The organism is Xanthomonas sp. NCPPB 2250 (assembly GCF_056725265.1).
The window spans coordinates 3,409,222-3,433,974 of record NZ_CM161520.1; the positions used below are offsets into that span (position 1 = coordinate 3,409,222).

The window sequence follows — 24,753 nt, forward strand, 5'->3', positions numbered from 1 at the left end:
GCGCCGCGATGGCGCTGCTACCCAGGTCGACTCGCTTCCTGCGGCGCCATGACGCGCGCGGTGGCGGTCCCCAGGCAGGAGAGACCGATGCAGCATGAGCCCCACCGTTCCGCTGACGCGTCCGGCGCCGCCGACAGCGCGCGCGACACCCCGCTGAGCGAGGACGAGGCCGCGCTCGCGCGTCGACTCGGCATCAACGGCCTCTCGCGCCGCGAATTCATTGCCCTGCTCTCGGCCGCCGGCCTGAGCAGCGCGGGCGGGCAGATCCTCTTCAGCGAGGCCGCGTTTGCCGCGCCGGCCGCCAAGGCCGCGCCGCCGCAGAACGCCTTACCGGTGGTCCTGGAGGTCAACGGTCAGCGCCATGCCCTGCAGCTGGATCCACGGACCACGCTGCTGGACGCGCTGCGCGAACATCTGGCGCTGACCGGTACCAAGAAGGGCTGCGATCACGGCCAGTGCGGCGCCTGCACGGTGATCGTCGACGGCGAGCGCCGCCTCTCCTGCCTGACCCTGGCCGCGCAGGCCGAGGACACGCAGATCACCACCATCGAAGGCTTGGCCGACGGCGAGCGGCTGCATCCGATGCAGGCCGCGTTCGTGCAGCACGACGGATTCCAGTGCGGCTACTGCACGCCGGGACAGATCTGCTCTGCCGTGGCGCTGCTCAACGAGATCAAGCGCGGCGACGCCAGCCACGTCAGCGCCGACGTCAGCCGGCCGGTCACCGAACTCAGCGACGCCGAGGTGCGCGAGCGCATGAGCGGCAACATCTGCCGCTGCGGCGCCTACCCGAAGATCGTCGCCGCGATCCAAGACGTGCACAGCGGCGGCGCGCCGCGGCCGCTGACCTGGCGCTATGTCGACCAGTCCGAACTGACCGCCCTGAAGATGGCGAAGGAGGTGGCCGATGACGCCGTTTAAGTATCAGCGTGCGACATCGCCGGAGGACGCGGTGCGCCGTGTCGCCGCCAACCCGAACGCGCGCTTCCTCGGCGGCGGCACCAATCTGCTCGACCTGATGAAGGAAGGGGTGACCGGTGCCGACGAGATCGTCGACCTGACCCGGCTCAAGGGCCTGGCCGAGATCGCCGAAACCGCCGATGGCGGCCTGCGCCTGGGCGCGCTCGCCAACAACACGCAGACCGCCAATCATCCTCTGGTGCGTCAACGCTATCCGTTGCTGAGCCAGGCGATCCTGGCCGGGGCCACGATGCAGCTGCGCAACATGGCCAGCAACGGCGGCAACCTGCTGCAGCGCACGCGCTGCGGCTACTTCTACGACACCGCCCTGCCCTGCAACAAGCGCGAACCGGGCAGCGGCTGCGGCGCGCGCGAGGGGCTTAACCGCACCCACGCCATCTTCGGCCACAGCGCGCAGTGCGTGGCGGTGCATCCGTCGGACATGTGCGTGGCGCTCGCCGCGTTGGACGCGACGGTCAACGTACGCACGCCAGCCGGCGCACACCGCGAGATCCCGTTTGCCGAGTTCCACGTGCTGCCGGACGCACGCGCCGACCTGGACAACCAGTTGGCGCACGGCGAACTGATCGAGTCGATCACGCTGCCTGCGCAGAGCTTCGCCGCACACAGCCACTACCTGAAGGTGCGCGACCGGGCCAGTTATGCGTTCGCGCTAGTCTCGGTGGCCGCGGCGCTGGCGCTGGAACCGGATGGACGCATCCGCGAAGCGCGCATCGCCATGGGCGGGGTGGCGCACAAACCCTGGCGCGCGCACGCGGCAGAACGTGCGCTCGTCGGGCAGCATGTCGGCGAGACCGCCTTCGCCGCCGCCGCACAGGCCGAGATGGCCGCGGCGCGGCCGCTGGCGCACAACGCCTACAAGATCCCGATGGGCACGCACGCGATGGTCCGCGCCCTGCACCGCGCCAGCGGCAGCGATGCCGCGTGAGCGGCCAACCGGAGAACCGGCAATGAACTACATCGGCAAGGAAATGCGCCGCGTCGACGGCTACGCCAAGGTCACCGGCAAGGCGCGCTATGCGGCCGAGTTCCAGATCCCGCATCTGGTCCACGGCTACATCCTCACCAGCACCATCGCCAAGGGCCGCATCGTGCGCATCGACACCCGCGCCGCCGAAGCCGCGCCGGGCGTGATCAAGGTGCTGACCCACCTCAATGCGATCAAGCCGGTGTCCGACGCGGTCAAGAAGAAAGGCGAGGACCTGTCGTTCCGTGCCCTGGTCGACGATCGCATCCATTTCAACGCGCAGCCGATCGCGGTGGTGGTGGCCACCACCTTCGAGCAGGCGCGGCACGCATCGCGACTGATCCAGGTGGACTACGCCACCGAGCCCGCGCACACCGACTTCGACGCGCTGCTCGACCAGGCGCACGATCCGACCCCGGAAGACTCGCCCAAGCCGCGCGGCAACCCGGCGGCCGCGTTCGCCGCCGCGCCGGTGAAGCTGGAGGCCGCGTACACGATGCCTGTGGAGCACCACAACCCGATGGAGCCGCACGGCGGCATCGGCTACTGGATCGGCGACACCCTGACCGTGGTCAACAAGAGCCAGAACGTCTACCAGGACCGCGAGCAGCTGGCCGGCTATTTCGGCATTCCGATGGACAAGGTCAACGTGGTCTCGCTGTTCGTCGGAGGCGCGTTCGGCTCCTGCCTGCGCCCCAACTACTACACCTTCCTGCTCGGCGCGGTCTCCAAGGCGGTCGGCCTGCCGGTGAAGATCGTCTACACCCGGCGGCAGATGTTCAGCGGCCACGGGTACCGGCCTTACTACCGCGTGGAGCTGGGCCTGGGCGCCGATGCCGCGGGCACGCTGCAGGCGATCCGCTACCGGCACGTGCTCAACACCTCGCGCATCGAGGCGTTCAACGAGGCCATCTTCCGCAACGCGCGCTCGCTGTACGCCTGCCCGAACGTGGAGGACCGCTTCGAGGTGGTGGAGACCGACCTGCCGACGCCGCAGGCAATGCGCGCGCCCGGTACCATCAGCCAGATGTTCGGCATCGAGTGCGCGATGGACGAACTGGCCTACGCGCTGAAGATGGATCCGCTGGCACTGCGCCTGGCCAACTACGCCGAGACCGATCCGGAGAGCGGCAAGCCGTTCTCGAGCAAGGCGCTGCGCGAGTGCTACGCGCTCGCCGCCGAGACCTTCGGCTGGAGCAAGCGCACGCCCGAGCCGCGCTCGATGCGCGACGGCCGCCTGCTGGTCGGCTGGGGCATGGCCACCGGCACCTGGGCGTCGATGCAGATGCCGGCGCTGGCACGGGTGGTGCTGAAGGCCGACGGCAGCGCCCGCGTCGGCAGTGCCACTTCCGATATCGGCCCCGGCACCTACACGGTGATGACCCTGATCGCCGCCGAGTACCTGGGCATCGACGCCAAGCGCGTGCAGTTCGAACTCGGCGATACCCGCCTGCCCAAGGCGCCGGCGCAGGGCGGCTCATGGACCACCGCCAGCGTCGGCAGCGCGATCCACGGCGCGGCGCGCGAGATCCGCGGCAAGCTGCTGGAACTGGCCAGGCAGGATGGGCAGTCCGCATTCAGCGGGCTGGACGTGGATGCGGTGGAACTGGTCGATGGCCAGCTGCGCCCGACCGGCAAGCCCGACGCCGGCCTGGAGGTCGCCAAGCTGATGCGCCAGCACGGCCTGCAGGAACTGGAAGTGGTGCACGAATCCAAACCCTCGGCCGAGCGCAAGCAGTACGCCACCGCCGCGCACGGCGCCCAGTTCATCGAGGTCAAGGTCGATCCGGATACCGGCATGGTGCAGGTGACGCGGGTCATCGAAGCCACCGCCTGCGGCAAGATCATGAATCCGCTGACCTCGCACAGCCAGGAAATCGGCGGCGTGGTGATGGGCATCGGCATGGCGCTCAGCGAAGGCACCGAGATCGACCATCGCTACGGGCGCATGCTCAACGCCTCGCTGGCCGACTATCACGTGCCGGTCAACGCCGACGTGCACGAGATCCAGACCATGTTCGTCGAAGAGGACGACACCATCGTCAACCCACTCGGGGTCAAGGGCATGGGCGAACTGGGCATGGTCGGCATTCCCGCGGCCATCGCCAACGCCGTGTTCCACGCCACCGGCAAGCGCATCCGCGACCTGCCGATCACCCCGGACAAGTTGATCGGCTGAGTGCGATCGCCGCGTGCTGCGCCGCGTTTTTGCGCGCAGTTTGCTCTCGTAGGAGCGGCTTCAGCCGCGACAGGCGTTACCGGGAATGCCTGTCGCGGCTGAAGCCGCTCCTACAAGGGGGGGCGTCGGTCGCCGCAACACCGCGGCCGATGCAACCGCTACGGATCCAGCCACCCCTTCGCCACCGCCGCCTGCACATCCTCCGGCGTGTCCAGGTCCAGCGCCAAGGCCGGCGCGACGATGCAGCCGAGGCTGTCCGGCGCCAGCGTTGCGAACAACGCGCGCAAGCCCTGGTCGCCGCCCAATGGCAGCGTGCGCCAGCGCTGCTGCGCCACCACCGCCGGCATGCCACGCACGCCGGCGTAGGCGCTCACCGCGCAACCGGACGCCGCCCGCGCGGCCGCCGCCAGCAGATCCTGCAGATGCGCCGCGGCCAGCGCCGGCTGGTCGCAGCCGAGCACCAGGCTGTGGGTGATCGCGGCATCGTCGCCTACCGCCGCACGCAGGCAGTCCAGGCTGCCGCCCATGCCGGTGGACCAGTCCGGATTGCGCACGCATTCCACCGGCAATCCCTCCAGCAGCGGGTGCAGCGCCTCGGCCTGCGCACCCAGCACCACCACGCAACGCGCCGGCGCCGTGGACAGCGCCAGGCGCACGACCTTGCGCAGCAGCGGCTCGCCATCGCTGGTCAGCGTCTGCTTGGGACGGCCGAGGCGGCGGCTGCCACCCGCGGCCAGGATCAGCGCCGCGTGCGCCTGCGCCATCACCTGGCGCCCTCGGCCAGCAATCGCGGCGCTGCCGTCAGCGCATCGCGGTGCGATCGCCGCGGCCTGTCGCTCGCCTGCGCGACCGCACTCAGCCGCGGCGGCGCCGCCCGGCTGGCCTGCAACTGCGCGGCGATGCTCAGCGCGATCGCCTCCGCGCCGTTGCCTCCCAGGCGCAGCCCGATCGGCGAATGCAGGCGTGGCGACAACTGCGCGCATTGCGTCGGGCTCAGCAAACGGAACAGGTCCTCACGCCGCCGCACCGGTCCCAGCAGGCCGAGGAACGGAATCGCGCTACCGGCCAGCGCGTCCAGCGCTTCGCGATCCAGTTCGAAATTGTGGTGCATCACCAGCGCCGCATCGCTGCCGTCACAGTCGGCCAGGGCGCGGGTCGGCGTGCATGCCAGGGCGCGGTCGGCCAGCGCCGCCAACGCAGACCAGCGCGGCCGCTGCTCGACCAGGGTGGTCATCCAGCCCAATTGACGCAGCAGGGGCAGCAACACCGGGGTTTCCGGGCCGGCACCGAAGACGCTGACCCTCGGCGGCGGCGGCACCTGCACTTCGCCGGCGCGCGGCGGCGCCGCAGACAGCGCGTGCCAAGGCAGGCACCACCGCAACGCGTGCGCGGCCACGCTGGCGGCGATGCGACCGTCGGCCTCGAGCGCCAGGGTCAAGCCACCGCGCCCCTCCAGCCAGGCCTGCGCCAGCCCGTCGAAGCCGGGCAAGGCGAGCAGCGGCAGCAAGGCCAGGTGCAGGCGGCCCCGGCAACCGGCGGACGAACCCGACAGCAGGTCTTCGTCCTCGCGCGTATCGATGTCCATCCACACCGGCATGCCGGCGACGGCGGCCTCCGCGGCGCAGCGCGCGATCTCCGGCTCCAGGCACCCGCCGCTGAGCCAACCTTGCTGTGCACCATCGGGGCCGAACAAGGCCATCGCCCCGGCATGCGCGTAGGTGGAGCCTTCGCGCGCCATCGCCACGGCCAGGACCGCGGGCGTGCCGCGCCGGCAGGCGTCGATTGCAGCATGGAGACAGTGTCGGGCGGCAGACATGCGGCGGCACAGGCAACGTGGGAAACCCGAGCCTAAGCGGCGGCCTGTGGTCGCGAGGTGACCCTGGCCGCTGTGTGTGGGCGTCGGGTTCGCGGCGACGGCAGCGCAAAAAGGCGGCAACCGTCCTACGCATGCGATCAGGGATGCGCGGCACCATCTAGAAGTCCGGCGCTGCGCCGCGGATGCCGTTGGCGCGAGTTGTGCCGCCGCAAGCCATACCTGGCGGCGGCAGCACCCGGCTACAGCAAATGGAAGCGTTCGAACCGCTGCAACGCTGCGTCGATCGTCGCCTGCAGCGCCGGTCGCCGCGGTTCCAGCCAGGTCCATTGCTGGATCAGCAGGCGGCCGGCGCGACGGTCCATCTTCAGATCGAGCGCGGCGACGATACGGTCGCCGACCAGCACCGGCAGCGCGAAGTAGCCCAGCACCCGCTGCGGCGCGGGCACATAGGCCTCGAAGCGGTGGGTATAGTCGAAGAACTGCTGGAGCCGCTTGCGCTGGATCACCAGCGGATCGAACGGCGACAGCAGCAGCGCCCGCGTCGGATCCGGCGGTGGCGGCACACTGTCCAGCAGCTCCGGCTCGGCCCACAGGGCCACGCTTTCCTGGCCCTGCAGATGCACCGGGCGCAGGCGCTTGCGCGCCACTTCCGCGGCGATCAACGCACGCACCGCCGGTTTGGCGGCGGTCTCGCCATAGCAGACCGAGTCCACGCCGACGATGCCCTGCACGCGCAACGCACGCTGCAGCAGGTAGCGCGCATAGTGCGCCTCGCTGACCGGACGCGGCCGCTGCCGCCAGCCGAAGTGCCGTGCAGCCAGTTCATAGGTCTTGAGCATGCCGCTGCGCTGGCTGACCACCAGGTCGCCACTGAAGAAGCCGTACTGCAACGCGGCCCGCGATGGCTTGCGGCTGCCCCACGGATGGGTCTTCTCGACCAGCACCTCGTCGTCGATGTCGCGGATCGACAACGGCCCCTCGCTACGGATGCGCCGCAGCAAGCGCGCGTAATCCTGCGCATCCACCGTGCCCCTGGCATCGGCCTGCGCGCGCCGGCGTGCCATCTGCGCCACGTACATGCGGTAGTCGGCGACCGGCACGTAGGCCAGCGCATGCGTCCAGTACTCGAACAGCGACTTGTGCTGCGACTGCGCCTGCTCCAGGTCCTGCTCGCGGTAGTCGGGAATGCGCGTATACAGCACGTGGTGGTGGCTGCGCGCGATCACGTGGATGGTGTCGATCTGCACATAGCCCAGGTGCGCAGTGGCCTGCTGCACCGCCTCGGCGCCACGGCCGAATGGCGCCGGGGTGGTCAGGCGCTGCGCATGCAGCCACAGTGCGCGCGCCCGTGCGGGCGCGAGCGGGACAGAAGCGACGGGAGTGCGCATCGGAACGAGATTCCTGGCAATGCGGTGGCGCCCACGAGGATAGCAACCCGGGTTGCGCATTGCGGAGCGCATTGCATGGGTCGCCGTGCGTTTTGTCGGCGTCTGCCGCACTTCGTCCGCCATGGCCGCCGCCTGTCCGATCGCGCAGGTGCGGCAGCGCCGCGCTATTGACACTGCGTGCCACCGCCACCGTCGCTCACGCCGTCATGCCCTCGATCACCTCCACGCCGCGCCACCTCGCTCCCACCACGTCACACTTGGCGAGGCCGCCGCGGCCGAAGGCCGGGCAACGCTGGGCGCCACGACTGCTGCGCGGCGCCGCGGCGCTGTGGACGAGCATTGCCATCGGCGGCCAGCTCGTCTTCGCCGCCTATGTCGCCGGCTTCTACGGACGCACCGCGCTGGCCGGCAACCCAGAGCGCTGGAACCAGGTCATGGCGCGCGGCCATGTCGCCGGCGACACCGTGTTCAATGCGGTGCTGGCGCTGCACCTGGGCCTGGCCGTGGCGATCGTGCTCGGTGGCGCAGTCCAGTTGCTGCCGACGCTGCGGCGCCTGCGCCCGGCCATGCACCGCTGGAACGGACGCATCTATCTCGCCGGTGCCGTCGTCCTCAGCCTGGGCGGGCTGGCGATGATCTGGATCCGCGGCGGCGTCGCCGGCGACCTGGGGCAGCATCTGGGCACCAGCGCCAATGCGGTGCTGATCCTGCTGTGCGTGGCCATGGCCTGGCGCCATGCCCGACGCAGCCAGTGGCCGGCGCATCGGCGCTGGGCGCTACGCCTGTTCCTGGCGGTCAGCGGCGTGTGGTTCTTCCGGATCGGGTTGATGGGCTGGCTGGCCGTCAACCAGGCGCCGGTCGGTTTCGATCCGGACCGTTTCGTCGGGCCGACGCTGACCGCGCTGGCGTTCGCGCAGGTATTGCTGCCGCTGGCCGTACTGGAACTGTATCTGCGTGCGCTCGACAGCCGCCGCAGCGGCCCGCAGTGGCTGGCGGCGGTGGTGGTCGCCGCGATGAGCGCGGCCACCCTGGTCGGCACCCTCGCGGCGATCATGGGCATGTGGTGGCCGGTGCTGCGGCACGCCTGAGCGACGGCCGCCGCGCCCGACGCCCACGCTCCGGTATGCTCGCGGCCATGTCGCCTCCGTCCCCGCTCCCCGCACCGCCGCGCGCACCCGCGCTGCTGGCCTGGGCGCGCATCGTGCCGGTGTTCCTGGTCTCCGGCGCGCTCGGTCTGCTGATGAGCCTGAGTTGGGACAGTCCCCTGCCCGTCCTGGCCCGTAGCCTGATGCTGGGCGCGGCCGCACTGGGTGCTTACACGCTGTTCGAACGTTGGCCACCACGGCTGCCGCGCTGGCTGGCGCGCTGGGCGCTGCAGGTGTTCGGCGTCGCACTGGCGATCCCGACGACGACGCTGCTGATCTACCTGGGCTCCACTCAAGCCGGTGCGCCGCCGTTCTGGCAGGACTCGGATCGGCTGGCCGGCTTCGCCACGCTCACCATCGTCGGCGTGCTGATCGCGCCATGGATGGCCCTGGCGGCCCTGGTCCGGCAAAAGGATGCCCTGGCCCGGCATCAGGCGCTGGCATTCGCGCTGGAGCGCAGCGAACTGGAGCGCGAGGCGCTGGACGCGCGCCTGCAGCTGTTGCAGCGCCAGGTCGCCCCGCACTTTCTGTTCAACACCCTGGCCAACGTGCAGGCCCTGATCGATGTCGGTTCGCCGCGGGCCGCGGAGCTGATGCGCAGCCTGATCGCCTACCTGCACGCCGCGGTGCCGCGCCTGCACGACGCCACCAGTACGCTGGGCGACGAACTGGCGCTGGCGCGCGCCTACCTGGAGTTGATGCACATGCGAATGCCCGACCGGCTGCGCTATGCGATCGACGCCGAGGACGCGGTGCAGGAGGTGCGCTGCCCAACCCTCGCCGTGCTGACCTTGGTCGAGAACGCGGTCAAGCATGGCATCGATCCATCCGAGGAAGGCGGCAGCATCGCCATTCGCGCCTGGCGCAGCGGCGAGCGCTGTCATCTGCGGGTGGAGGACAGCGGGGCCGGAGAGGACGACGGCCGCGGCGGGCTGGGCACCGGCCTGCGCACCTTGCGCGACCGCCTCGCGCTTGGCTTCGGCGATACGGCACAGCTGCAGTTGCGTCCACGCCTGCCGCACGGCACCTGCGCCGATCTCAGCCTGCCGATGACGGTACCGCCACGATGATCCCGCCCACCGCGCTGATCGCCGACGACGAACCGCTGCTGCGCGAGGCCTTGCGGCGTCAGCTTGCCCGCCTGTGGCCCGAGTTGCGGATCGTCGCCGAGGCACGCAACGGCCGCGAGGCGGTGCGCCTGTTCGAGGAACACGCGCCGCAGATCTGCCTGCTCGACATCCAGATGCCAGGCCTGTCCGGCGTGCAGGCCGCGCAGCAGATTGGCCGGCGCGCGCACCTGGTGTTCGTCACCGCCTACACCGACTACGCGGTGCAGGCCTTTGCCGAAGGCGCGCTCGACTATCTGGTCAAGCCGGTGCAGGACGCACGCCTGGCCGATACCGTCGGACGGCTGCAACAGCGCCTGCAGGCCGCGCAACCGGCGGCCGACCTCACCGAGCACCTGCTGCGCCTGGCGGAACGGCTGCGCCCGCCCGAGCGCCCCGCCCCGCTGCGCTGGTTGCAGGCGCAGAGCGGCGGCACCGTGCGCCTGATCGCGGTGGAGGCCATCGACTACCTGCGCTCGGACAGCAAGTACACCAGCGTGGCCTGGCGCGACCCGGACGGAAAGGCATGCACCTCGATCGTGGCCGCGCCGCTCAAGGAGCTGGCCGCACAACTGGATCCAGACGACTTCCAGCAGGTGCACCGCGCGGTGGTGGTCAACCGCCGCGCGATCCTGCATGTGGTGCGCGGCGACAACGAGACCGCACAGATCCACCTGCGCGGCCGCCCCGAGACGCTGCCGGTCAGCCGCAGCTACTTGCCGCTGTTCCGGGCGATGTAAAGCCGCCCGGCGGTAACCCCGCAAGACGGGAACGACGGCACCTGCATCGCGGCGAAAAACCACGCGCAGCAGTACCTCACTGCGGACAGGATGTTCCGGCGTTGCGGTGATAGCAGGCATTGCCGACCGCGACCCATCCCGATCCGAGTTGGTTCGCATCCTGCGCGCTCATGTTGCAGGTGTACTGGGTCAGCGTGCCTGCCGCACTGCAGAAGGTGCCACCCGGCCAGGTCTTGACGCTGGGCTCGTACCAGATCGTGGTGCTGATGGTCTTGCCCTGGGTGATATGGCCCATGTACACCGACGTCAGTGTCCAGTGGCTCGGATCGCGGTCCAGGTTGATGGGGTTACCCTGCTTATCGCGCACCGGCTTGGTGTGGCCCTTGCCGATGACCTGCAGCAGCCTGGGCAGGAAATCGACGTCGTTGGACGTCGCCGTGCCGGCGAGGTTCCACTGCCCGCCCATGTTGCGGATGTCGTCGTCCAGGCAGAAGTCCAGACTCTGCGTGTCTTCGTACCCATGCGGGCACCACGGCGTGGACGGGTCCTGCGCAGGGGTCGCGCCGGTATGGCCCAGGTCGATCTGATAGAACAGGGTCTGTCCCTGCGTATTGCCGAGGATGAAGCTGAAGGCATAGCCGGTGCCGCTGGGCGCCGTCCCGCCGCAACGGACATCGTCCTCGTAGGTCCTGCTCAACCCGACCCGCATACGGATCGCGCCAAGGCTGGACAGCGGCGCACTGGGCGTGAAGCCCAGCAGGGCATTACTGCCCCAGAACCTCGAATCGGCGGTCACCAGGAACAAGTCCTTCTCGCCATCGTATGGATTCGGATTGCCCGGATCCGAGCCGGCGCACTTGTTGTCGGCCTGCGCCAGTTCGTAGGCGTTGGCATGACCGGCGTACAGCGGGTAGTACTTCACCCGCGCACGCACACTCTCCGCTTGCTAGCCCTGCCCCGAACCGCCGACGACCGGCTGCAAGGTATCCGAACTGTTCGGATTGGCGCCCCATTGCGCCAGGGCATACGCGGTGGGCTGCTGCGGCCCGGACGTGCCGAGGATCTTGCCGTTGTCGTCGTTGAAGATCAGCGACGCGGGCAGCGCCTGCATGAGTTCGGTGGGGGGATCCGCCATCGCCTGCGCGATCGGCAGCAGCGTCGACGACACCAACCAACACAGCACGCGCACGTTCTTGTCCATGTGCATCCTCCATTGCGCCTGATCCTGCGGCAGGAACCCGGCACACCGCCGGGAACGCGCGGGACTGCGCCCGCGCCGCGCCATTATGGTCCTGCATCCGGCAAGCGGCTGCGCCAAACGTAGACAAGCGGCGTCGCGTTGGGCGCCGCTGTCGAGCTTTGAGGTTCACGCGTGCAGTGCCAGCTTCCGCTGGCTTCCGCGATGTCTGCGTCCTCGCACGATGCCTGCCTCGCGGCGCGGCACGCGCATGACAGCAACGCGACTCAGGTCAGGCGGATTTACCCGGCCGACATATGGCTTGCGATTCCGCGCGCGCCGCTCAGCCCGCGCACTTCGCGCAAAGACCATGCACTTCCAGGGTCTGCGCCTGCGGCTGGAACCCCAGCGCCTTGGCGCGCTGCTCCAGCTGGCTGACCACGTCGCGGTCCTCCAGCTCCACCGCGCTGTGGCAGCGGTCGCAGATCAGGAACGGCACCGAGTGCTGGGCGCTGCTCGGGTGATGGCAGGCGACGAAGGCGTTGACCGATTCGAGCTTGTGCACGAAGCCGTTGGCCATCAGGAAGTCCAGCGCGCGGTACACAGTGGGCGGGGCGTCGGCGCCGACGCCCTTGCCCTCGCGCACCCATTCCAGCAGGTCGTAGGCCTTGACCGGGCGCCCGGCCTCGGCGATCAGCCGCAGCACGTTGGCGCGGATCGGGGTCAGCCGCAGACCGCGCTCGCGGCTCACCCGCTCCACCACCTTGACGAAGTCGGCAGCGTCGTGGACGTGGTGGTGCGGCTCGGTGCAGGCGGTCTTCTTGCTGGACATGGCGGTCTCCCGGGAATCAGCTTCCCGCTGGAATCTTGATGAGCGCGGCGTCGATGCGTTTCAAGGCCTCCTCGCGACCGGCCAGGTAGACGGTCTGCGAGATGTCGGGGCTGACCTGGGTGCCGGTGATGGCCACGCGCAGCGGCTGCGCCACCTTGCCCATGCCGATCTCCATGGCGGCGGCGGTGTCGTGCAGCGCGGCGGCGACGCCATCCAGATTCCACTGCGGCAGTGCGGCCAGCAGTTTGCGGGCCTTGCCCAGCGCCAGTTCGGCGCCCGGCTTGAAATGCTTGGCCACCGCCGCGTCGTCGTAGCGGGTCAGCGGGCGGTACCAGACCTCGGCCTTCTCGGCCATTTCCTTCAGGGTCTGCACGCGCTCGCGCAGCGCCACCACCACCTCGGCCGCGGCCGGGCCGGCGGCCGGGTCGATGCCGAGCTTGCGCAACTGGAACTCCAGCTGCGGCGCGATCGTCGCCGGGTCGTCGCTCTTGAGATAGTGCTGGTTGACCCAGCCGAGCTTGGCCATGTCCAGGCGCGCGGCCTTGGAATTGACGTCCTTGACGTCGAACAGGTCGATCAGCTCCTGGCGCCCGAACAGCTCCTGGTCGCCATGCGACCAGCCCAGCCGCGCCAGGTAGTTGATCAGCGCGTGCGGCAGGTAGCCGGCGTCCTTGTACTGCATCACGTCGGCCGCGCCGGTGCGCTTGGACAGCTTGGCGCCCTGCTCGTCCAGGATCATCGGCATGTGCGCGAACTTCGGCACCGGCGCACCCAACGCCTGGTAGATATTGATCTGCCGCGGGGTGTTGTTGATGTGGTCGTCGCCGCGGATCACCTCGGTGATGCCCATGTCCCAGTCGTCCACCACCACCGCGAAGTTGTAGGTGGGGTAGCCGTCGGGACGGAAGATCACCATGTCGTCCAGTTCGCTGTTGGCGATCTCGATGCGGCCCTTGATCAGGTCGTCGAACGCCACCACGCCCTCGGTCGGGTTCTTGAAGCGGATCACCCGGTTCGGATCGTCGCGGTGCGGCAGGTTCAGTTCGCGCGCGGCGCCGTTGTAGCGCGGCTTTTCCTGCCGCGCCATCGCCGCTTCGCGCATGGCGTCCAGTTCCTCGCGGGTCTCGTAGGCGTAGTAGGCCTTGCCCTGCGCCAGCAACTGCTCGGCGACCTCGCGATACCGGTCCAGGCGCCGGGTCTGGTAGATCGGGCCCTCGTCGTAATCCAGGCCCAGCCACTCCATCGCTTCCAGGATCGCGTCGATCGCCGCCTGGGTGCTGCGCTCGCGGTCGGTGTCCTCGATCCGCAGCACGAATTCGCCGCCGCGGTGGCGCGCCTCCAGCCAGCAGTACAGCGCGGTGCGCGCGCCGCCGATGTGCAGGTAACCGGTGGGACTGGGGGCGAAACGGGTGCGGCAGGCCATGGAACGCTCGAAACGACGGGAATCGGGCGATTTTACCCTGCCAAGCAGGCGCCTGCCGGCGCGCGGGATTCGGGATTGGGGATTCGGGATTGGTACGAGCAGCATTTTGCCCAGGGACAGGACCTGCCACGCCAGGGCGGACTGCTGACGGCGCAAAATCCTGCTCTACGCGAACCCGCTCAGTTCCGCGCGCACCAAGGCCGGTGCCAGTTGGCCGCGCCAGTCGCGGTCGTTGGCTACTTGCGCATTGGCGCGACTGGCCTCGAACGCGGCGAAATCCAGCTCGGCGATTGCCCAGACCTGCTCGCCACGGGTCTGCGCGACGATGCCGTCGGCCGGGAAACCAGCGTCCATCGGCGCGTACAGCGTGGCCTCGCCGGTGTTCACGTCCAGCGCCGGGCTCCACTCGGCGACGCCGGCGGTCACCGACTGGGCCACGAAGATGCGGTTCTCCAACGCCCGCGCCAGGCAGCCCACGCGCACGCGGGTGGCGCCGGCCTCGGTGTCGGTGCAACTGGGCACCACCAGCAGGCGCGCGCCAGCCTCGTACTGGGCGCGGACCGGCAGCGGGAACTCGCTGTCGTAGCAGACCGCCACGCCGGCGCGCACGCCTTCGGCCTCGAACACCTTCAGTACCTCGCCGCCGTCGATCAGCCCGGTGGCCTTTTCGAAGCCGGTCAGCTGCAGCTTGTCCTGCCAGCCCTGGCCACCCTCGGGGGTGAACCAGTACGCGCGATTGCGATAGCGCCCCTGGCCCACGTCGAGCAGGAAGCTGCCGGCGACCACGTGCAGGCGATGGCGCCGCGCCAGGTCGGCGAACAAGGCCAGGTACGGCGCATGCAGTGCCTGGATCGCGGCCAGCGAGGCCGGCAGCCGCGCCGACACCTCGGCACCGAAGGTCGCGGCCAGTTCCAGCGACAGGTACTCCGGCAGCACCGCCAGCTGCGCGCCGGCCTGCGCGGCCTCGCCGAGCAGCGCGGCCTGCTTGTCGGCGAAGGCGGCGAAATCGGCGGGCGCGCCGATCGGATACTTGGCGACGGCGACTTTCATGCGGCAGGCTCCAGCGCGCGGGTCCAGAAACCCAGGGTATGCGGCGTTTCGCCGCGGTCGACCTCGTTCCACGGCAGGTGCATGCGCAAGGCCGGCTGCGGCTGATAGCCGCGCTTGCGCCAGAACGCATCATTGCCGCGGTAGTCCGGCGGCCGCCGCGGATCGTCGGGCGCCCGCTCCACCGAACAGAACGCGGTCAGCCGGAAGCGACCGAGCGCGCGCGCATGCGCCTCGCGCTCGTCGAAGAAGGCATGGCCGATCCCACGACCGCGGTATTGCGGCAACAGCACCGATTCGCCGAAATAGAACACCTCGGCCGAGTCGATGCCGCTGCCGGCGAAGGCTGCGGCGAACGCCTCGGCATCATCGACCAGCGGCAGCCCGGTGGAGGCGCCGACCACCTGGTCGCCGTCGCGCACCAGTACGAACACGCTGTCGGGCGAGGCGGCATAGGCCGCCAGGTACTCGCGTTCGTAGCCCAGGTCGCCGTCGTAGAGGTACGGCCAGTCGCGGAACACCGCGATGCGCAGCTGCGCGACCGCGTCCAGGAACGGCACGATCCCGGCGCCGCGCAGGCGCTGAATGGAGAGCGGAGAGTGCATCCGTGCACTCTACCGCAAGCGTTTCCCTGGCGCTGCCTGCCTGGCGATGCCCTTGCATGTGCCTCCTTGCTGCGTCCCTGCATGGGCGTCCTGCCCGTCCTGTGATGCAGGCGCTTCCTTGCCCTGCCTGCGACGCCTTGGCGTGTGCGTCCTTGCCGCCTCCCTGCGTGAGCGTCCTGCCCGTCCTGTCAGACAAGCGCCTCCTTGCGCTAGCTGCCTCGGCAATGCGCTTGCGTGCGCCCTTGGTGCCTCTCTGCGTGGCGTCCCGCACGTCCTGTGCCCCATGGCGGCATCCATGCCACCGTCGGTGTTCCTGTCGTCAATGCCCGATGACCATCCGACCGATCCCGCCGCCATGGCGGCGATCGACGTAAGCTCCTGCCTCAGCGCCACCAGCGGCACAGCAGCGCGGCCTGTGCCGGCAGCACCAGCAAGCGCGCGCGGCCTTCCGCTTCCCAGGTCACGAACCCCGGCGCAGGCGTGTCCCCGCACCGCTCCACGTCCATCGCCCAGGCCGGATCGCGGCGCACCGCGCGCCAGGGGCAGTAGCGCCACGGCGCGGCATCGCCCGGCAAGGCCGCACGCGCCTGCAGCGCGCCGGCCAGGAACGCCACCGCATCGCCGGCCAGGGCGGCGCGGCTGCGTTCGCTCAAGCGCAGCCACAGGGCACCGCCGCGATCGGCGGCGGTGACCAGCGCAGCCTGCGCGCTGCGCGCCAGCGCCCCCGGCAGGTTGCCGGGATGCAGGCCATGGGTCTCCAGGGCGGGCGGCAGCAGCGCCTGCAGACGCCGATGCAGATGACGATGCGCGACCATGTCCGGCTCTCCTCGCGGTGGCTCAGCGCAGCGACGCGCCGAGTTCGTACCAGTCGATCCGGCGGGTGATCCACATGATCGCGCCGAGGATGCCGAACAGCAGCAGCGAGCCCATCAGCAAGGCGTTGTCTTCCGAGGCCAGCAGGCCGTACAGCGCGCCGTAGAGCACGGTGAGCATGCTGGCGAAGCCGGCCGCGCGCAGGCGGCTGCGCAATACCCCGGACAGGTAGAAGAACTGCAGCCCGATGCAGGCCACCGCCGAGACCAGATACGCCTGCCAGAACGGGATGTGCTCGGACAGGCTGAGCAGCAGCAGGAAGAAGATCGCCAGCGCCAGGCCCACCAGCAGGTACTGCAGCGGATGGATCGGCAGGCGCTTGATCAGCTCGAACAGGCCGAAGGCGACGAAGGTCAGCACCACGAACAGCAGGCCGTACTTGCTGGCGCGCTCGGCCTGGGTATACACGTCCACCGGGTCGACCAGGTCCACGCGCAAGGCGTCGAGATCCTGTCCGCCGGAGGCCAGCTGCGCCTGCGCACCGGTCGCCAGCGACGACAGCGCCCAGCTCGCCTGGAACCCCTGCGCGGTGATGCGGCGCTCGTTGGGCAGGAAGCGGCCGCCGAACAGCGGATGCGGCCACGGCGAATTCAGCGCGATCTGGTTGTCGTCGCCGACCGGCACGATCGACAGCGCCTGGGTGCCGTCGAGCACGAACTCCATCTGCACGTCGTGCAGGTCGGTCAGCCGCCCCTGCTGCGTATCGCGCAATGCCGGCAGCACCGCGTGCACGCCCTTGGAGATGTTGGCCAGCCCTTCCGAGCCAGGCTGCAGCGGCAGCGCGCGGCCGTCGGCGCGCAGGTTCGGCGTGCCGACCAGGCCGCGCACGTCCTGCAGGCCGATCGCCAGATACGGCGTGCCGTACTGGCGGCGATCGACAGCGGCATAATCGAGATCGTCGAACTCGGCCTTGAGCCGCGCATGCCAGCTGTACACCTGCACCTTGAACAGGCCGATGTGGCGCTGCGCGGGCTTCAGTTCGCCTTCGACCTGCAGCCGCCGCGGCGCCTGCAGCACGTAGCCGGTCTCGGTCTCGCGCTTGGTCACCCGCTTGCCGTCGGCGTCGAGGACGGCGACCTCACGCTCCTGGGTCCACGGGATCACCCGCAGCGGGCCGAGCAGGCGCTGTTCGCCGGCCTTGCTCTGCGACACCCGCTCCACCGCTTCGTCGCGGTAATGCTGGCGGTCCTGCACGGTACCGCGAATCATCAGCAGCGGGATCAGCAACAACAGGATCAATCCGCCGATGGTGGCGAATCGCAGGAGCAGTTTCAGGGACTTCATGGTCGCCTCGCGTCTTGGGAGGGCGCCAGGATGCGGCCGCTGCGTGGGCGGGGTTTGAGGCGAATTTGAAGTGAGTGTGAAGCCGGGATTGGGGATTGGGGATTGGGGAATTGGAATTGGCAGCTGGCATCCAGTCGACGCGGCGCCCCCCTGTGGGAGGGACTTCAGTCCCGACGCGGGAACGCCGGCAGGCCGCGTCCAGCACGCCCTCGCGCGAATCGATCCGACTCAGGCCAGCGGCAATGCCAGGCAGGCCACCGCGCCGTCGCCGTCGCGGTTGCGCAGGCTGGCGTCGCCGCCGTGCAGGCGCGCCACCTCGCGCACGAACGGCAGGCCGAGGCCGGAGCTGCGCTGGCCGGTGGCCGGCCGCGCCAGCGAATAGAAGCGCTCGAACACCCGCTCCAGCGCGTAATCGGGAATGCCCGGACCGGCATCCTCCACCGTCAGCAGCACGCGCGCATCGGCGCCGCGCTCGGCACGCAGCACGATGACCGCACCCTCCGGCGAAAAGGCGATGGCATTGTCGAGCAGGTTGTGCAGCGCCTGCCGCAGCAGGTAGGCATCGCCCGACACCGCCAGCGCCGGGTCCAGCACCTGGACCTGCAGTTGCAGGCCGCGCGCCTGCAGTTGCGGCGCCAGCGCTTCGGCCAGTTCGGCGCACAATGGTGCCAGCGCCACGGGTTCGCGCCGCTGCAGCCAGCCGTGCTGCTCGACCTCGGCCAGCGCCAGCAGCTTGTCGATGGTCTCGGTGAGGCGCTGCTGCTGCTCGGCGATGTTGCGCACGAAGCGCTGCCGCTCCGGTTCCGGCAACGGCTCCTGCAGCAGCTCCGCCGCGCCGCGGATCGCGGCCAGCGGGCTCTTCATCTCATGGGTCAGCGACTGCACGTACTGCTCGACGTACTGCTTGCCCTCCAGCTTGCGGCGCATGGTCTCCAGCGCACGGCCGAGATCGCCGATCTCGTCGCGGCGTGGCGGCGGCGGCGGCACCGGCGCACCGGCACTGACCGCCTGCGCGTAGCGGTTGAGCCGGCCGATTCCGCGCAGCAGGCCCCACGTCATCAATATCCCGATCAGCGCCGAGATGCCGATCAGCCAGGCGCCGCGCAGCAGGATGCTGCGCTGACTGGCGACGATGAACGGCTCGATGCTGCGGTTGGGCTGGGACAGGGTCAGCACGCCGATCAGCCGCTGCGGGTCGGCCGGATCGTAGACCGGCGCGGCCACGTGCATCACCGTGTGGTTGGGGTCGCCGTCGGCCTCGGGACTGGAGCGGGCGCCGTACTCGCCGCGCAGGGTGCGGTACACGTCGTTCCAGCGCGAGTTGTCGCGGCCGATGTCCTGCCCGCGCGAATCGAACACCACGATGCCCGCCGCATCGGTGAGGGTGACGCGGTAGTCGACGCTGTGCTTGGGAAAACGCCAGACCATCGCCCGTGGATCGCGCCGTTGCGCCGCGGCCAGGTCGCGGGCGAAACGGCCGCTGGCGATGCGCCCGTCCTTGAGATCCTGCGCAGCCATCTGCGCCAGCACGTTGGCCGCGTCCACCAGGGTCGATTCCATCGCCTGGCGCACGCCCGGCTTGACCTCGTTGACGAACACCCGCATCACGAAGAACGCGGCCACGCCGACGATCAGGAAGAAGCCCAGGAACAGCTTCAGACCCAGCCGCACCTCAGGCCTCCAGCGCGTAGCCGAGGCCGCGGTGGGTGCGGATCGGATCGTCGGTGGCGCCGGCCGCGCGCAGCTTGGCGCGCAGGGTCTTGATATGGGTGTCGACGGTGCGGTCGGCGCTGTCGGCGCTGTTGTCCCAGCCGCGGTCCATCAACTGCGCGCGACTGAGGATGGCGCCTGGCCGCTGCAGCAGCGCCGCCAGCAGCGCGTACTCGTAGCGGGTCAGGTCCAGCACCGCACCGCGCCAGCGGATGCGGCGGCCGTCGCGATCGATGGCGAAATCGCCGTGCTGCTGCCAGCCGGCCTCGGCGTCGCCGACGACCACCGCCGGGCGCCGCAGCCGCGCCCGCACCCGCGCGACCAGTTCGCGCGGCGAGAACGGCTTGGCCACGTAGTCGTCGGCGCCCAGTTCCAGGCCGAGCACGCGATCGATCTCCTCGTTGCGCGCGGTCAGGAACAGCACCGGCACCTGGCTGAAACCGCGCAGCGTGCGACACACCTCGAACCCGCTCAGATCCGGCAGGCCGACGTCCAGCACCACCACGTCGATGCCGCCGGCGCGCAACTGCGCCAGCGCCTCGCGCCCGAGCTGGCAGTGACGCACCTGGTAGCCCTCGCTGCGCAGCGCGTACAGCACGGTATCGGCGATGGCGGATTCGTCCTCGACCACGAGGACACAGGCGGCGGCGGACGTGGACATGGCGCGCAGCATAGCCGTCGCGCGGGCGCCGCGGCAGTCCGTGCAGCCATTCCGCGGCACCGGTCGTGGGTTGGCACGTAACCCGGTGCGCACCCGCGGCGCGTCAGCTGTCGCCGCCGCCGCGCGCGTTGGCCGCGCCCGGCGGCGCCGCCAGTTCCACGCGGTTGCGGCCGCCGTGCTTGGCCCGGTACAGCGCGGCATCGGCGCGCGCCAGCAGCGCCTGGCTGCTCTCGCCGGCGCCCGCTTCGGCGATGCCGATGCTGACGGTCAGGCGCAGGCCCGGCACGACCGCGTCGAACGACTGCCGCTCCAGCACCTCGCGCAGCAGCCCGGCCAGCTCCCGTGCCTCGGCACAGGTGGCGCCGGGCAGCAGCGCCAGGAACTCCTCGCCGCCGGTCCGGCCGAAGCTGTCGTTCCTGCGCAGGCTCTGCCGCAGGGTCGTGGCGACCAACCGCAGCACCTGGTCGCCCGCCGCATGGCCGTGCTCGTCGTTGATCCGCTTGAAGTGGTCCACGTCCAGCGCCAGCACCGACAGCGGCATGCGCCCGCCACGCGGCAACGCCGCCAGCGCGGTATCCAGTTCGCCCAGGACCTGGCGCCGCGAGGCGACGCCGGTGAGGCTGTCGATCCGCACTTCGCGGCGGGCGCCGCGCAGGCGCCCGAGGGTCAGGAACAACACCCCGCCGAGCACCGCCAGCAACAGCAGCGCCGCGCCCAGCAGCGCGCGCCGCAGGGTCGCCTCGCGCTCCATCGCCTGCAGCCGGTTACGCTGGGTTTCCGCCTTCTGCGCCAGTTGCAGCGCTGCCAGGTCGCGTTGGCGGCTTTCCGATTCGGCGATCAGGAACTGCGATTGCTCGCGCTGCATGCGCGTATCCAGTTCCTGCTGCACGCGCATCTGCGCCTCGCGCGCATCCAGTGCCTGGCGCCAGGCGGCCAGCGCGCGCAAGGCCGTGGCCTTGAGGTCCAGCACGTCGCTGAGGCTGCGCAGGTCGCCGTTGGCGCGGTAGCCCTGCTCGGCCTGTTCGGCCAGCGCCAGCGCGGCCCGCGCATCGCCGCTGCGCTCGGCGATCAGCGCATCGACGTAATCGCGGCGCGCGCGCATCAACCGCGTGGCGCCCATCGCGACCAGTTGCGCCTCGGCCTGCTGCCGCTGCGCCCGCGCCTGCGGCAGGTTGCCCAGCAACGCGTTGACCCGTGACGCGCGCAGCAACAGCGACGCCTGCGACCCCTCCAGCGGATGCCGGCCATGCAGCTCGGCCGCACGCAGGTAGGCGGCCAGTGCCGCTGGCAGATCGCCGCGTTGCTCGGCGATGGCGCCTTCGCGTTCCACCGCCAGCGCCTGCATGTAGCCGCCATCGCCCTGCCTGGCCCGCTGCAGGACCTCGGCGACGACCTGGTGCGACAGGTCCGGCAGGCCCATGTCCAGGTAGGCGTCGGCGATGCCGATCAGGGTCAGCAGTGCGACCCAGCCGCCATCGCGCTGTTCGTCGAGCCGGCGGAGTTCCTGCAAGGTACGCAGCGACTGGGCGTAGTGGCCGGCATCGCGCTCGGCGAAGGCGCGCATGCGCAGGGCCGCCGCGCGCAGGCGCGGGAAACGGTGCGCATCGGTCAACGCCAGGATCGTGGTGGCGGGCCGCAGATAGGCCGGGCGCTGGCCGTCGTTGTACAGCGCATAGGTCTCGCACAGCAGGTACTCCAGGCGCACCTGCACATGGGCGCGCGCGATCGCGCCGCGCTCGCCGCGCCGGGCCTGCTCCACCGCCGCGGCCGGGCCCTGCGGAAAATGCTGGCAGTCGAAGGCGTCCAGGCGCGCCCGCCGCACCGGGTCGCCGGCGGGCAGCAGCGCCTGCAGGCGCGCATGCGCGACGCGGTAGGCCTGCTCGTCGGCGGCCATGTCCTTGCCGTGCGCACCGACATCCTCGATCAGCGCATCGAACGCCGCAGCCTGCGCTGCGCCCGGGGGCGCGGCTTCGGCACGGGAAGCGCCGCAGGCGGCGAACGGCAGCGCCAACGCCAGGACACCGAGCAACAGGGGAGAAGAGATGAGCATGCGAACCGTGGCACCCGCCGACCGCCCACGCGGTATCGGCACTGCGCACCCGAACGCTCCGACGACGCCTGCGCCCGGATGCACAGGCCCATCGTCCACACCTTCCGGCCTCATGCCCGGCAGGCGCCGTGCGGCCGCCAGCGGTCGCCAGGCTAGTGTACCGCGGCCGCGGACCCGCCCTGCCCGGCACCACGGCAGGCGTGGCCGGCCGGCGTGGCGCCCCGTACACTGCGCGGATGAATTACCGCCACGCCTTCCACGCCGGCAACCATGCCGATGTCCTCAAGCACATCGTGCTGCTGGCGCTGCTCGATGCGTTCAAGCGCAAGGACAGCCCGTTCTTCGTGCTCGATACACACGCCGGGCGCGGCCGCTACCTGTTCGCGGCCAACGAGGCGCGCAAGACCGGCGAGGCCGCCGCCGGCGTGCTGCGGTTGATGGGCCAGCCGACCCTGCCCGACGTGGTGGAGCGCTACCTGCGCGCGGTGCAGGCCGACAATCCGGTCGGCGCCCTGGTCGCCTACCCTGGCTCGCCGCTGCTGGTGGCGCAGGCGCTGCGCGCGCAGGACCGGCTGGCCGCCTGCGAACTGCAGGCCGAGGAAGCCGCCGAACTCAAGGCGTTGTTCGCCCACGACCGCCGCGTGCAGGTGCATGCCGGCGATGGCTATGCGGCGATCAAGGCATTCCTTCCGCCGAAGTCCGGGGCCAACCGGATCGGCCGCGGGCTGGTGCTGATCGATCCGCCCTACGAGGCGCAGGATGCCGAGTACCCGCTGATCGTGGCCGCGCTGCGCGAAACGCTGAGCCGCTGGCCGCAGGCGGTGTGCGCGGTGTGGTACCCGATCAAGCAGCGCCGCAGCCTGCAGCCATTCTTCCGCAAGGCCGCGGCCCTGCCGGTGACGTCGGCGCTGGTCGCCGAACTGCAGGTGCGCCCGGACGATTCGCCGCTGCGGCTCAACGGCAGCGGCATGCTGCTGCTCAATCCGCCCTGGCAGTTCGAGCAGACGCTGGCACAGGCGCTGCCGCCGCTGAAGGCGCACCTGGGCGAAGCCGGTGCCAGCACGCGCCTGGAATGGCTCAAGCGCGAGGCGTGAGGTGCGTGGGGCGGCGCACGCGCGCGCTCAGAAGCAATCCCAGTTGTAGGCGATGCGGCTGAAATCGCCGCGCCGCAGGTCGTCCGGATCGATGAAGAAGTTGGCGACGCCGCTGTCGCCCCACATCATCTCCTCGTCGCTGTCCAACTGCAGCAGCAGGACCTGCTTGTCCTGCAGGGTACGCGGGTCTTGCTGGGTGAACTCCGGGTAGCCGCCGAGCTTGTTCCCGCTCCGGTTCAGCGTGTCGTACAGCGCGTCGTCCAGCGCATCCTGCGGCACCGCGTGACGCTTGGCGTACGCGGCGGCGACCTCCTCCAGCGGCTTTCCCAGCACCTGCTCGAAGCGCACGTCGCTGCTGCCGATGGTTTCCTCACCGGCATCGAACTGCATCGCCCGCGGCCGCGCCGGATCGAACGGCAGCGTCTCGGCGGCCGGCAACGGCACCTCGACCTGCCGCGCCGACGCCTGTGGCTGCGGCCAGTACACCACGCGGAAATTGCGTTGCTCGCTCAGCGCGGCCAGGTCGCTGCGCGCACCGCCGAAGTTGGCGCCATAGAAATCGTCGCCGCCGATGAAGAACTGCAGCATGCCCTGGGGCGGGTAGCCGGGCAGCGGCGGCATCCGCGCCAGATCGATCTGTGCCAGCAACGCCAGCGGCTGGCCATCGGCCGCATGCGGATACGGCTTGTCGCCAGTCCAATAGGGGCGCCCGCCGACCTTGCTGGCCATGCGATCGTCCTGCGCCATCGGCCGCAGTCGCAGTTGCACCACCGGCCGGCGCGTGGCCTGCAGCCGCGCCTGGTACGGGGCCAATGCCTGTGTCGCCAGTTGCTCCGCATCGGCGACTGGAGCGGCAGTGGTGGCGGTCGGCGTGTCGTGGTGCTGCACGCGCAGCAGCCACCTGCCACCGCCCACCAGCAGCCCCACCAGCAGCGTGGCCAGGCCCAGCCCGATCGCCGCGGAGACGGCCACGGCATGCGATGTCTTCATCGTCGCGCATTCCCTTGAACGAAGCGCCACTCTAGCAAGACCACCCGAACGGCACATCGGCAGGACGCTGCGTTCACGGGCGTAAGGTTTTGGTAATGCGAGAATCCAGGCTTCGTCGAGGATCATACGGCCATGGCTACCCGCAACCGCATGCCTCCGTGGCATGAAACCTTCACCCTGCCCAGTGGGCGCGAACTGCTGATCCGTCCGATCCGGCCGGAGGACAGCGCGCCGCTGCAAGGTGCCTTCGGCCTGCTCGGGCCGACCGAGATCCGCGAGCGCTTCCTGCATTCGACGCAGGAACTGACCGAGGACATGGCGCAACGCCTCACCCATCCCAATCCGAAGTCGGAACTGATCCTGGTCGCGGCCGAGCCGCTGCCGCCGGGCGAAGCCGTGGTCGGCGCGGTGGCGCGCGCCGCGATCACCCCCGGCACCCGCGAGGCGCAGTACGCGATCCTGGTCAGCAGCTTCGTCTCCGGCCAGGGCCTGGGCCGGCAATTGATGCGCAAGCTGGTCAAGTGGGCACGCCGCAAGTACCTGGATCGCCTCTACGGCGATGTGCTCGAACGCAACGTGCCGATGTTGCAGCTGGCCGAGTCGCTGGGCTTCCAGCGCATGCCGCATCCGGACAATCCGGACCTGGTGCGGGTGGTGCTGGAATTGGGCAACTGAAAACTCGGGA

23 protein-coding genes are annotated in these 24,753 nt (G+C 70.2%); 8 read left to right on the forward strand and 15 right to left on the reverse strand.

What is annotated here, in order from left to right; translation table 11 throughout:
• The first annotated feature begins 87 nt into the window (after positions 1 to 87).
• Genes AC1PMG_RS13570 through AC1PMG_RS13580 form a run of 3 tightly spaced genes read left to right on the forward strand, consistent with a single transcriptional unit; the run spans position 88 to position 4,127 of the window.
• Entirely contained in the window at positions 88 to 921 is an 834-nt protein-coding gene (locus AC1PMG_RS13570; protein WP_481109224.1) for a 2Fe-2S iron-sulfur cluster-binding protein, read from the forward strand.
• A complete protein-coding gene (locus tag AC1PMG_RS13575; protein ID WP_481109225.1) occupies positions 908 to 1,909 on the forward strand; it encodes an FAD binding domain-containing protein in 1,002 nt (333 codons plus the stop codon). Before AC1PMG_RS13570 ends, AC1PMG_RS13575 begins: the two co-directional genes overlap by 14 nt.
• Positions 1,910 to 1,931: 22 nt before the next feature.
• Complete coding sequence (locus AC1PMG_RS13580; RefSeq protein WP_481109226.1) at positions 1,932 to 4,127, forward strand: xanthine dehydrogenase family protein molybdopterin-binding subunit; 2,196 nt, start codon at positions 1,932 to 1,934, stop codon at positions 4,125 to 4,127.
• A 158-nt stretch (positions 4,128 to 4,285) separates the two neighbouring features.
• Here AC1PMG_RS13580 and AC1PMG_RS13585 read toward each other — a convergent pair whose 3' ends face one another.
• From AC1PMG_RS13585 to AC1PMG_RS13595, 3 genes are all read right to left on the reverse strand, one after another.
• Positions 4,286 to 4,891, reverse strand: a complete 606-nt coding sequence (locus AC1PMG_RS13585) for a nucleotidyltransferase family protein (protein WP_043095661.1) — start codon at positions 4,889 to 4,891, stop codon at positions 4,286 to 4,288.
• Positions 4,891 to 5,865, reverse strand: coding sequence for an XdhC family protein (locus tag AC1PMG_RS13590; RefSeq protein WP_481111674.1), 975 nt, complete (start codon positions 5,863 to 5,865; stop codon positions 4,891 to 4,893). The genes AC1PMG_RS13585 and AC1PMG_RS13590 overlap by 1 nt, the downstream gene beginning before the upstream one ends.
• A gap of 317 nt (positions 5,866 to 6,182) precedes the next feature.
• Positions 6,183 to 7,331, reverse strand: coding sequence for a winged helix-turn-helix domain-containing protein (locus AC1PMG_RS13595; protein ID WP_481109227.1), 1,149 nt, complete (start codon positions 7,329 to 7,331; stop codon positions 6,183 to 6,185).
• A gap of 257 nt (positions 7,332 to 7,588) precedes the next feature.
• On the opposite strand from AC1PMG_RS13595, the gene AC1PMG_RS13600 reads away from it, so the two are divergent.
• The 3 genes from AC1PMG_RS13600 to AC1PMG_RS13610 are packed head-to-tail and all read left to right on the forward strand — an operon-like array spanning position 7,589 to position 10,322.
• A complete protein-coding gene (locus AC1PMG_RS13600; protein WP_481109228.1) occupies positions 7,589 to 8,419 on the forward strand; it encodes a DUF2306 domain-containing protein in 831 nt (276 codons plus the stop codon).
• Positions 8,420 to 8,466: 47 nt separating this feature from the next.
• Positions 8,467 to 9,546 carry a sensor histidine kinase gene (locus tag AC1PMG_RS13605; RefSeq protein ID WP_481109229.1) on the forward strand — a complete coding sequence of 360 codons (1,080 nt, stop codon included), beginning with the start codon at positions 8,467 to 8,469 and terminating at the stop codon, positions 9,544 to 9,546.
• Entirely contained in the window at positions 9,543 to 10,322 is a 780-nt protein-coding gene (locus AC1PMG_RS13610; protein WP_481109230.1) for a LytR/AlgR family response regulator transcription factor, read from the forward strand. Before AC1PMG_RS13605 ends, AC1PMG_RS13610 begins: the two co-directional genes overlap by 4 nt.
• Positions 10,323 to 10,398: 76 nt before the next feature.
• Here AC1PMG_RS13610 and AC1PMG_RS13615 read toward each other — a convergent pair whose 3' ends face one another.
• The 11 genes from AC1PMG_RS13615 to AC1PMG_RS13665 all read right to left on the reverse strand — a co-directional run bounded on the left by AC1PMG_RS13615 (position 10,399) and on the right by AC1PMG_RS13665 (position 21,984).
• Positions 10,399 to 11,256 (reverse strand): hypothetical protein, encoded by an 858-nt coding sequence (locus AC1PMG_RS13615; protein WP_481109231.1) that lies wholly within the window; start codon positions 11,254 to 11,256, stop codon positions 10,399 to 10,401.
• Between the two features lie 12 nt (positions 11,257 to 11,268).
• The gene (locus AC1PMG_RS13620) at positions 11,269 to 11,523 is read right to left on the reverse strand and encodes a hypothetical protein (protein WP_481109232.1); all 255 of its coding nucleotides are present in this window, start codon (positions 11,521 to 11,523) and stop codon (positions 11,269 to 11,271) included.
• Between the two features lie 319 nt (positions 11,524 to 11,842).
• The gene (locus tag AC1PMG_RS13625; protein WP_017907264.1) at positions 11,843 to 12,331 is read right to left on the reverse strand and encodes a transcriptional repressor; all 489 of its coding nucleotides are present in this window, start codon (positions 12,329 to 12,331) and stop codon (positions 11,843 to 11,845) included.
• Positions 12,332 to 12,347: 16 nt separating this feature from the next.
• Positions 12,348 to 13,754, reverse strand: coding sequence for a glutamate--tRNA ligase (gene gltX, locus AC1PMG_RS13630; RefSeq protein ID WP_481109233.1), 1,407 nt, complete (start codon positions 13,752 to 13,754; stop codon positions 12,348 to 12,350).
• A gap of 165 nt (positions 13,755 to 13,919) precedes the next feature.
• Complete coding sequence (locus tag AC1PMG_RS13635) at positions 13,920 to 14,804, reverse strand: carbon-nitrogen hydrolase family protein (protein ID WP_481109234.1); 885 nt, start codon at positions 14,802 to 14,804, stop codon at positions 13,920 to 13,922.
• Positions 14,801 to 15,406, reverse strand: coding sequence for a GNAT family N-acetyltransferase (locus AC1PMG_RS13640; protein ID WP_481109235.1), 606 nt, complete (start codon positions 15,404 to 15,406; stop codon positions 14,801 to 14,803). Before AC1PMG_RS13640 ends, AC1PMG_RS13635 begins: the two co-directional genes overlap by 4 nt.
• A gap of 383 nt (positions 15,407 to 15,789) precedes the next feature.
• Complete coding sequence (locus AC1PMG_RS13645) at positions 15,790 to 16,221, reverse strand: hypothetical protein (protein WP_267112681.1); 432 nt, start codon at positions 16,219 to 16,221, stop codon at positions 15,790 to 15,792.
• Positions 16,222 to 16,243: 22 nt separating this feature from the next.
• Positions 16,244 to 17,563, reverse strand: a complete 1,320-nt coding sequence (gene creD / locus AC1PMG_RS13650; RefSeq protein WP_152246690.1) for a cell envelope integrity protein CreD — start codon at positions 17,561 to 17,563, stop codon at positions 16,244 to 16,246.
• A 228-nt stretch (positions 17,564 to 17,791) separates the two neighbouring features.
• Entirely contained in the window at positions 17,792 to 19,234 is a 1,443-nt protein-coding gene (creC, locus tag AC1PMG_RS13655; protein ID WP_481109236.1) for a two-component system sensor histidine kinase CreC, read from the reverse strand.
• A gap of 1 nt (position 19,235) precedes the next feature.
• Complete coding sequence (gene creB / locus AC1PMG_RS13660; RefSeq protein WP_481109237.1) at positions 19,236 to 19,946, reverse strand: two-component system response regulator CreB; 711 nt, start codon at positions 19,944 to 19,946, stop codon at positions 19,236 to 19,238.
• Positions 19,947 to 20,037: 91 nt separating this feature from the next.
• Positions 20,038 to 21,984, reverse strand: coding sequence for a diguanylate cyclase (locus AC1PMG_RS13665; RefSeq protein WP_481109238.1), 1,947 nt, complete (start codon positions 21,982 to 21,984; stop codon positions 20,038 to 20,040).
• A 236-nt stretch (positions 21,985 to 22,220) separates the two neighbouring features.
• On the opposite strand from AC1PMG_RS13665, the gene AC1PMG_RS13670 reads away from it, so the two are divergent.
• Positions 22,221 to 23,078 (forward strand): 23S rRNA (adenine(2030)-N(6))-methyltransferase RlmJ, encoded by an 858-nt coding sequence (locus tag AC1PMG_RS13670; RefSeq protein ID WP_481109239.1) that lies wholly within the window; start codon positions 22,221 to 22,223, stop codon positions 23,076 to 23,078.
• Between the two features lie 27 nt (positions 23,079 to 23,105).
• Here the strand turns inward: AC1PMG_RS13670 and AC1PMG_RS13675 are convergent, their stop codons facing one another.
• Positions 23,106 to 24,068 carry a YwqG family protein gene (locus AC1PMG_RS13675; protein WP_481109240.1) on the reverse strand — a complete coding sequence of 321 codons (963 nt, stop codon included), beginning with the start codon at positions 24,066 to 24,068 and terminating at the stop codon, positions 23,106 to 23,108.
• 132 nt (positions 24,069 to 24,200) lie between these two features.
• On the opposite strand from AC1PMG_RS13675, the gene AC1PMG_RS13680 reads away from it, so the two are divergent.
• Positions 24,201 to 24,743 (forward strand): N-acetyltransferase family protein, encoded by a 543-nt coding sequence (locus tag AC1PMG_RS13680; RefSeq protein ID WP_481109241.1) that lies wholly within the window; start codon positions 24,201 to 24,203, stop codon positions 24,741 to 24,743.
• Positions 24,744 to 24,753: the final 10 nt, after the last annotated feature.

Excerpts from the sequence above, each read along its gene's own strand:
- AC1PMG_RS13570 (WP_481109224.1), top strand. The coding sequence starts at position 88 with ATGCAGCATGAGCCCCACCGTTCCGCTGACGCGTCCGGCGCCGCCGAC.
- AC1PMG_RS13575 (WP_481109225.1), top strand. The coding sequence starts at position 908 with ATGACGCCGTTTAAGTATCAGCGTGCGACATCGCCGGAGGACGCGGTG.
- AC1PMG_RS13580 (WP_481109226.1), top strand. The coding sequence starts at position 1,932 with ATGAACTACATCGGCAAGGAAATGCGCCGCGTCGACGGCTACGCCAAG.
- AC1PMG_RS13585 (WP_043095661.1), bottom strand. The coding sequence starts at position 4,891 with ATGGCGCAGGCGCACGCGGCGCTGATCCTGGCCGCGGGTGGCAGCCGC.
- AC1PMG_RS13590 (WP_481111674.1), bottom strand. The coding sequence starts at position 5,865 with ATGGCGCGCGAAGGCTCCACCTACGCGCATGCCGGGGCGATGGCCTTG.
- AC1PMG_RS13595 (WP_481109227.1), bottom strand. The coding sequence starts at position 7,331 with ATGCGCACTCCCGTCGCTTCTGTCCCGCTCGCGCCCGCACGGGCGCGC.
- AC1PMG_RS13605 (WP_481109229.1), top strand. The coding sequence starts at position 8,467 with ATGTCGCCTCCGTCCCCGCTCCCCGCACCGCCGCGCGCACCCGCGCTG.
- AC1PMG_RS13610 (WP_481109230.1), top strand. The coding sequence starts at position 9,543 with ATGATCCCGCCCACCGCGCTGATCGCCGACGACGAACCGCTGCTGCGC.
- AC1PMG_RS13620 (WP_481109232.1), bottom strand. The coding sequence starts at position 11,523 with ATGGACAAGAACGTGCGCGTGCTGTGTTGGTTGGTGTCGTCGACGCTG.
- AC1PMG_RS13625 (WP_017907264.1), bottom strand. The coding sequence starts at position 12,331 with ATGTCCAGCAAGAAGACCGCCTGCACCGAGCCGCACCACCACGTCCAC.
- gltX (WP_481109233.1), bottom strand. The coding sequence starts at position 13,754 with ATGGCCTGCCGCACCCGTTTCGCCCCCAGTCCCACCGGTTACCTGCAC.
- AC1PMG_RS13635 (WP_481109234.1), bottom strand. The coding sequence starts at position 14,804 with ATGAAAGTCGCCGTCGCCAAGTATCCGATCGGCGCGCCCGCCGATTTC.
- AC1PMG_RS13640 (WP_481109235.1), bottom strand. The coding sequence starts at position 15,406 with ATGCACTCTCCGCTCTCCATTCAGCGCCTGCGCGGCGCCGGGATCGTG.
- AC1PMG_RS13645 (WP_267112681.1), bottom strand. The coding sequence starts at position 16,221 with ATGGTCGCGCATCGTCATCTGCATCGGCGTCTGCAGGCGCTGCTGCCG.
- creD (WP_152246690.1), bottom strand. The coding sequence starts at position 17,563 with ATGAAGTCCCTGAAACTGCTCCTGCGATTCGCCACCATCGGCGGATTG.
- creB (WP_481109237.1), bottom strand. The coding sequence starts at position 19,946 with ATGCTGCGCGCCATGTCCACGTCCGCCGCCGCCTGTGTCCTCGTGGTC.
- AC1PMG_RS13665 (WP_481109238.1), bottom strand. The coding sequence starts at position 21,984 with ATGCTCATCTCTTCTCCCCTGTTGCTCGGTGTCCTGGCGTTGGCGCTG.
- AC1PMG_RS13670 (WP_481109239.1), top strand. The coding sequence starts at position 22,221 with ATGAATTACCGCCACGCCTTCCACGCCGGCAACCATGCCGATGTCCTC.
- AC1PMG_RS13675 (WP_481109240.1), bottom strand. The coding sequence starts at position 24,068 with ATGAAGACATCGCATGCCGTGGCCGTCTCCGCGGCGATCGGGCTGGGC.
- AC1PMG_RS13680 (WP_481109241.1), top strand. The coding sequence starts at position 24,201 with ATGGCTACCCGCAACCGCATGCCTCCGTGGCATGAAACCTTCACCCTG.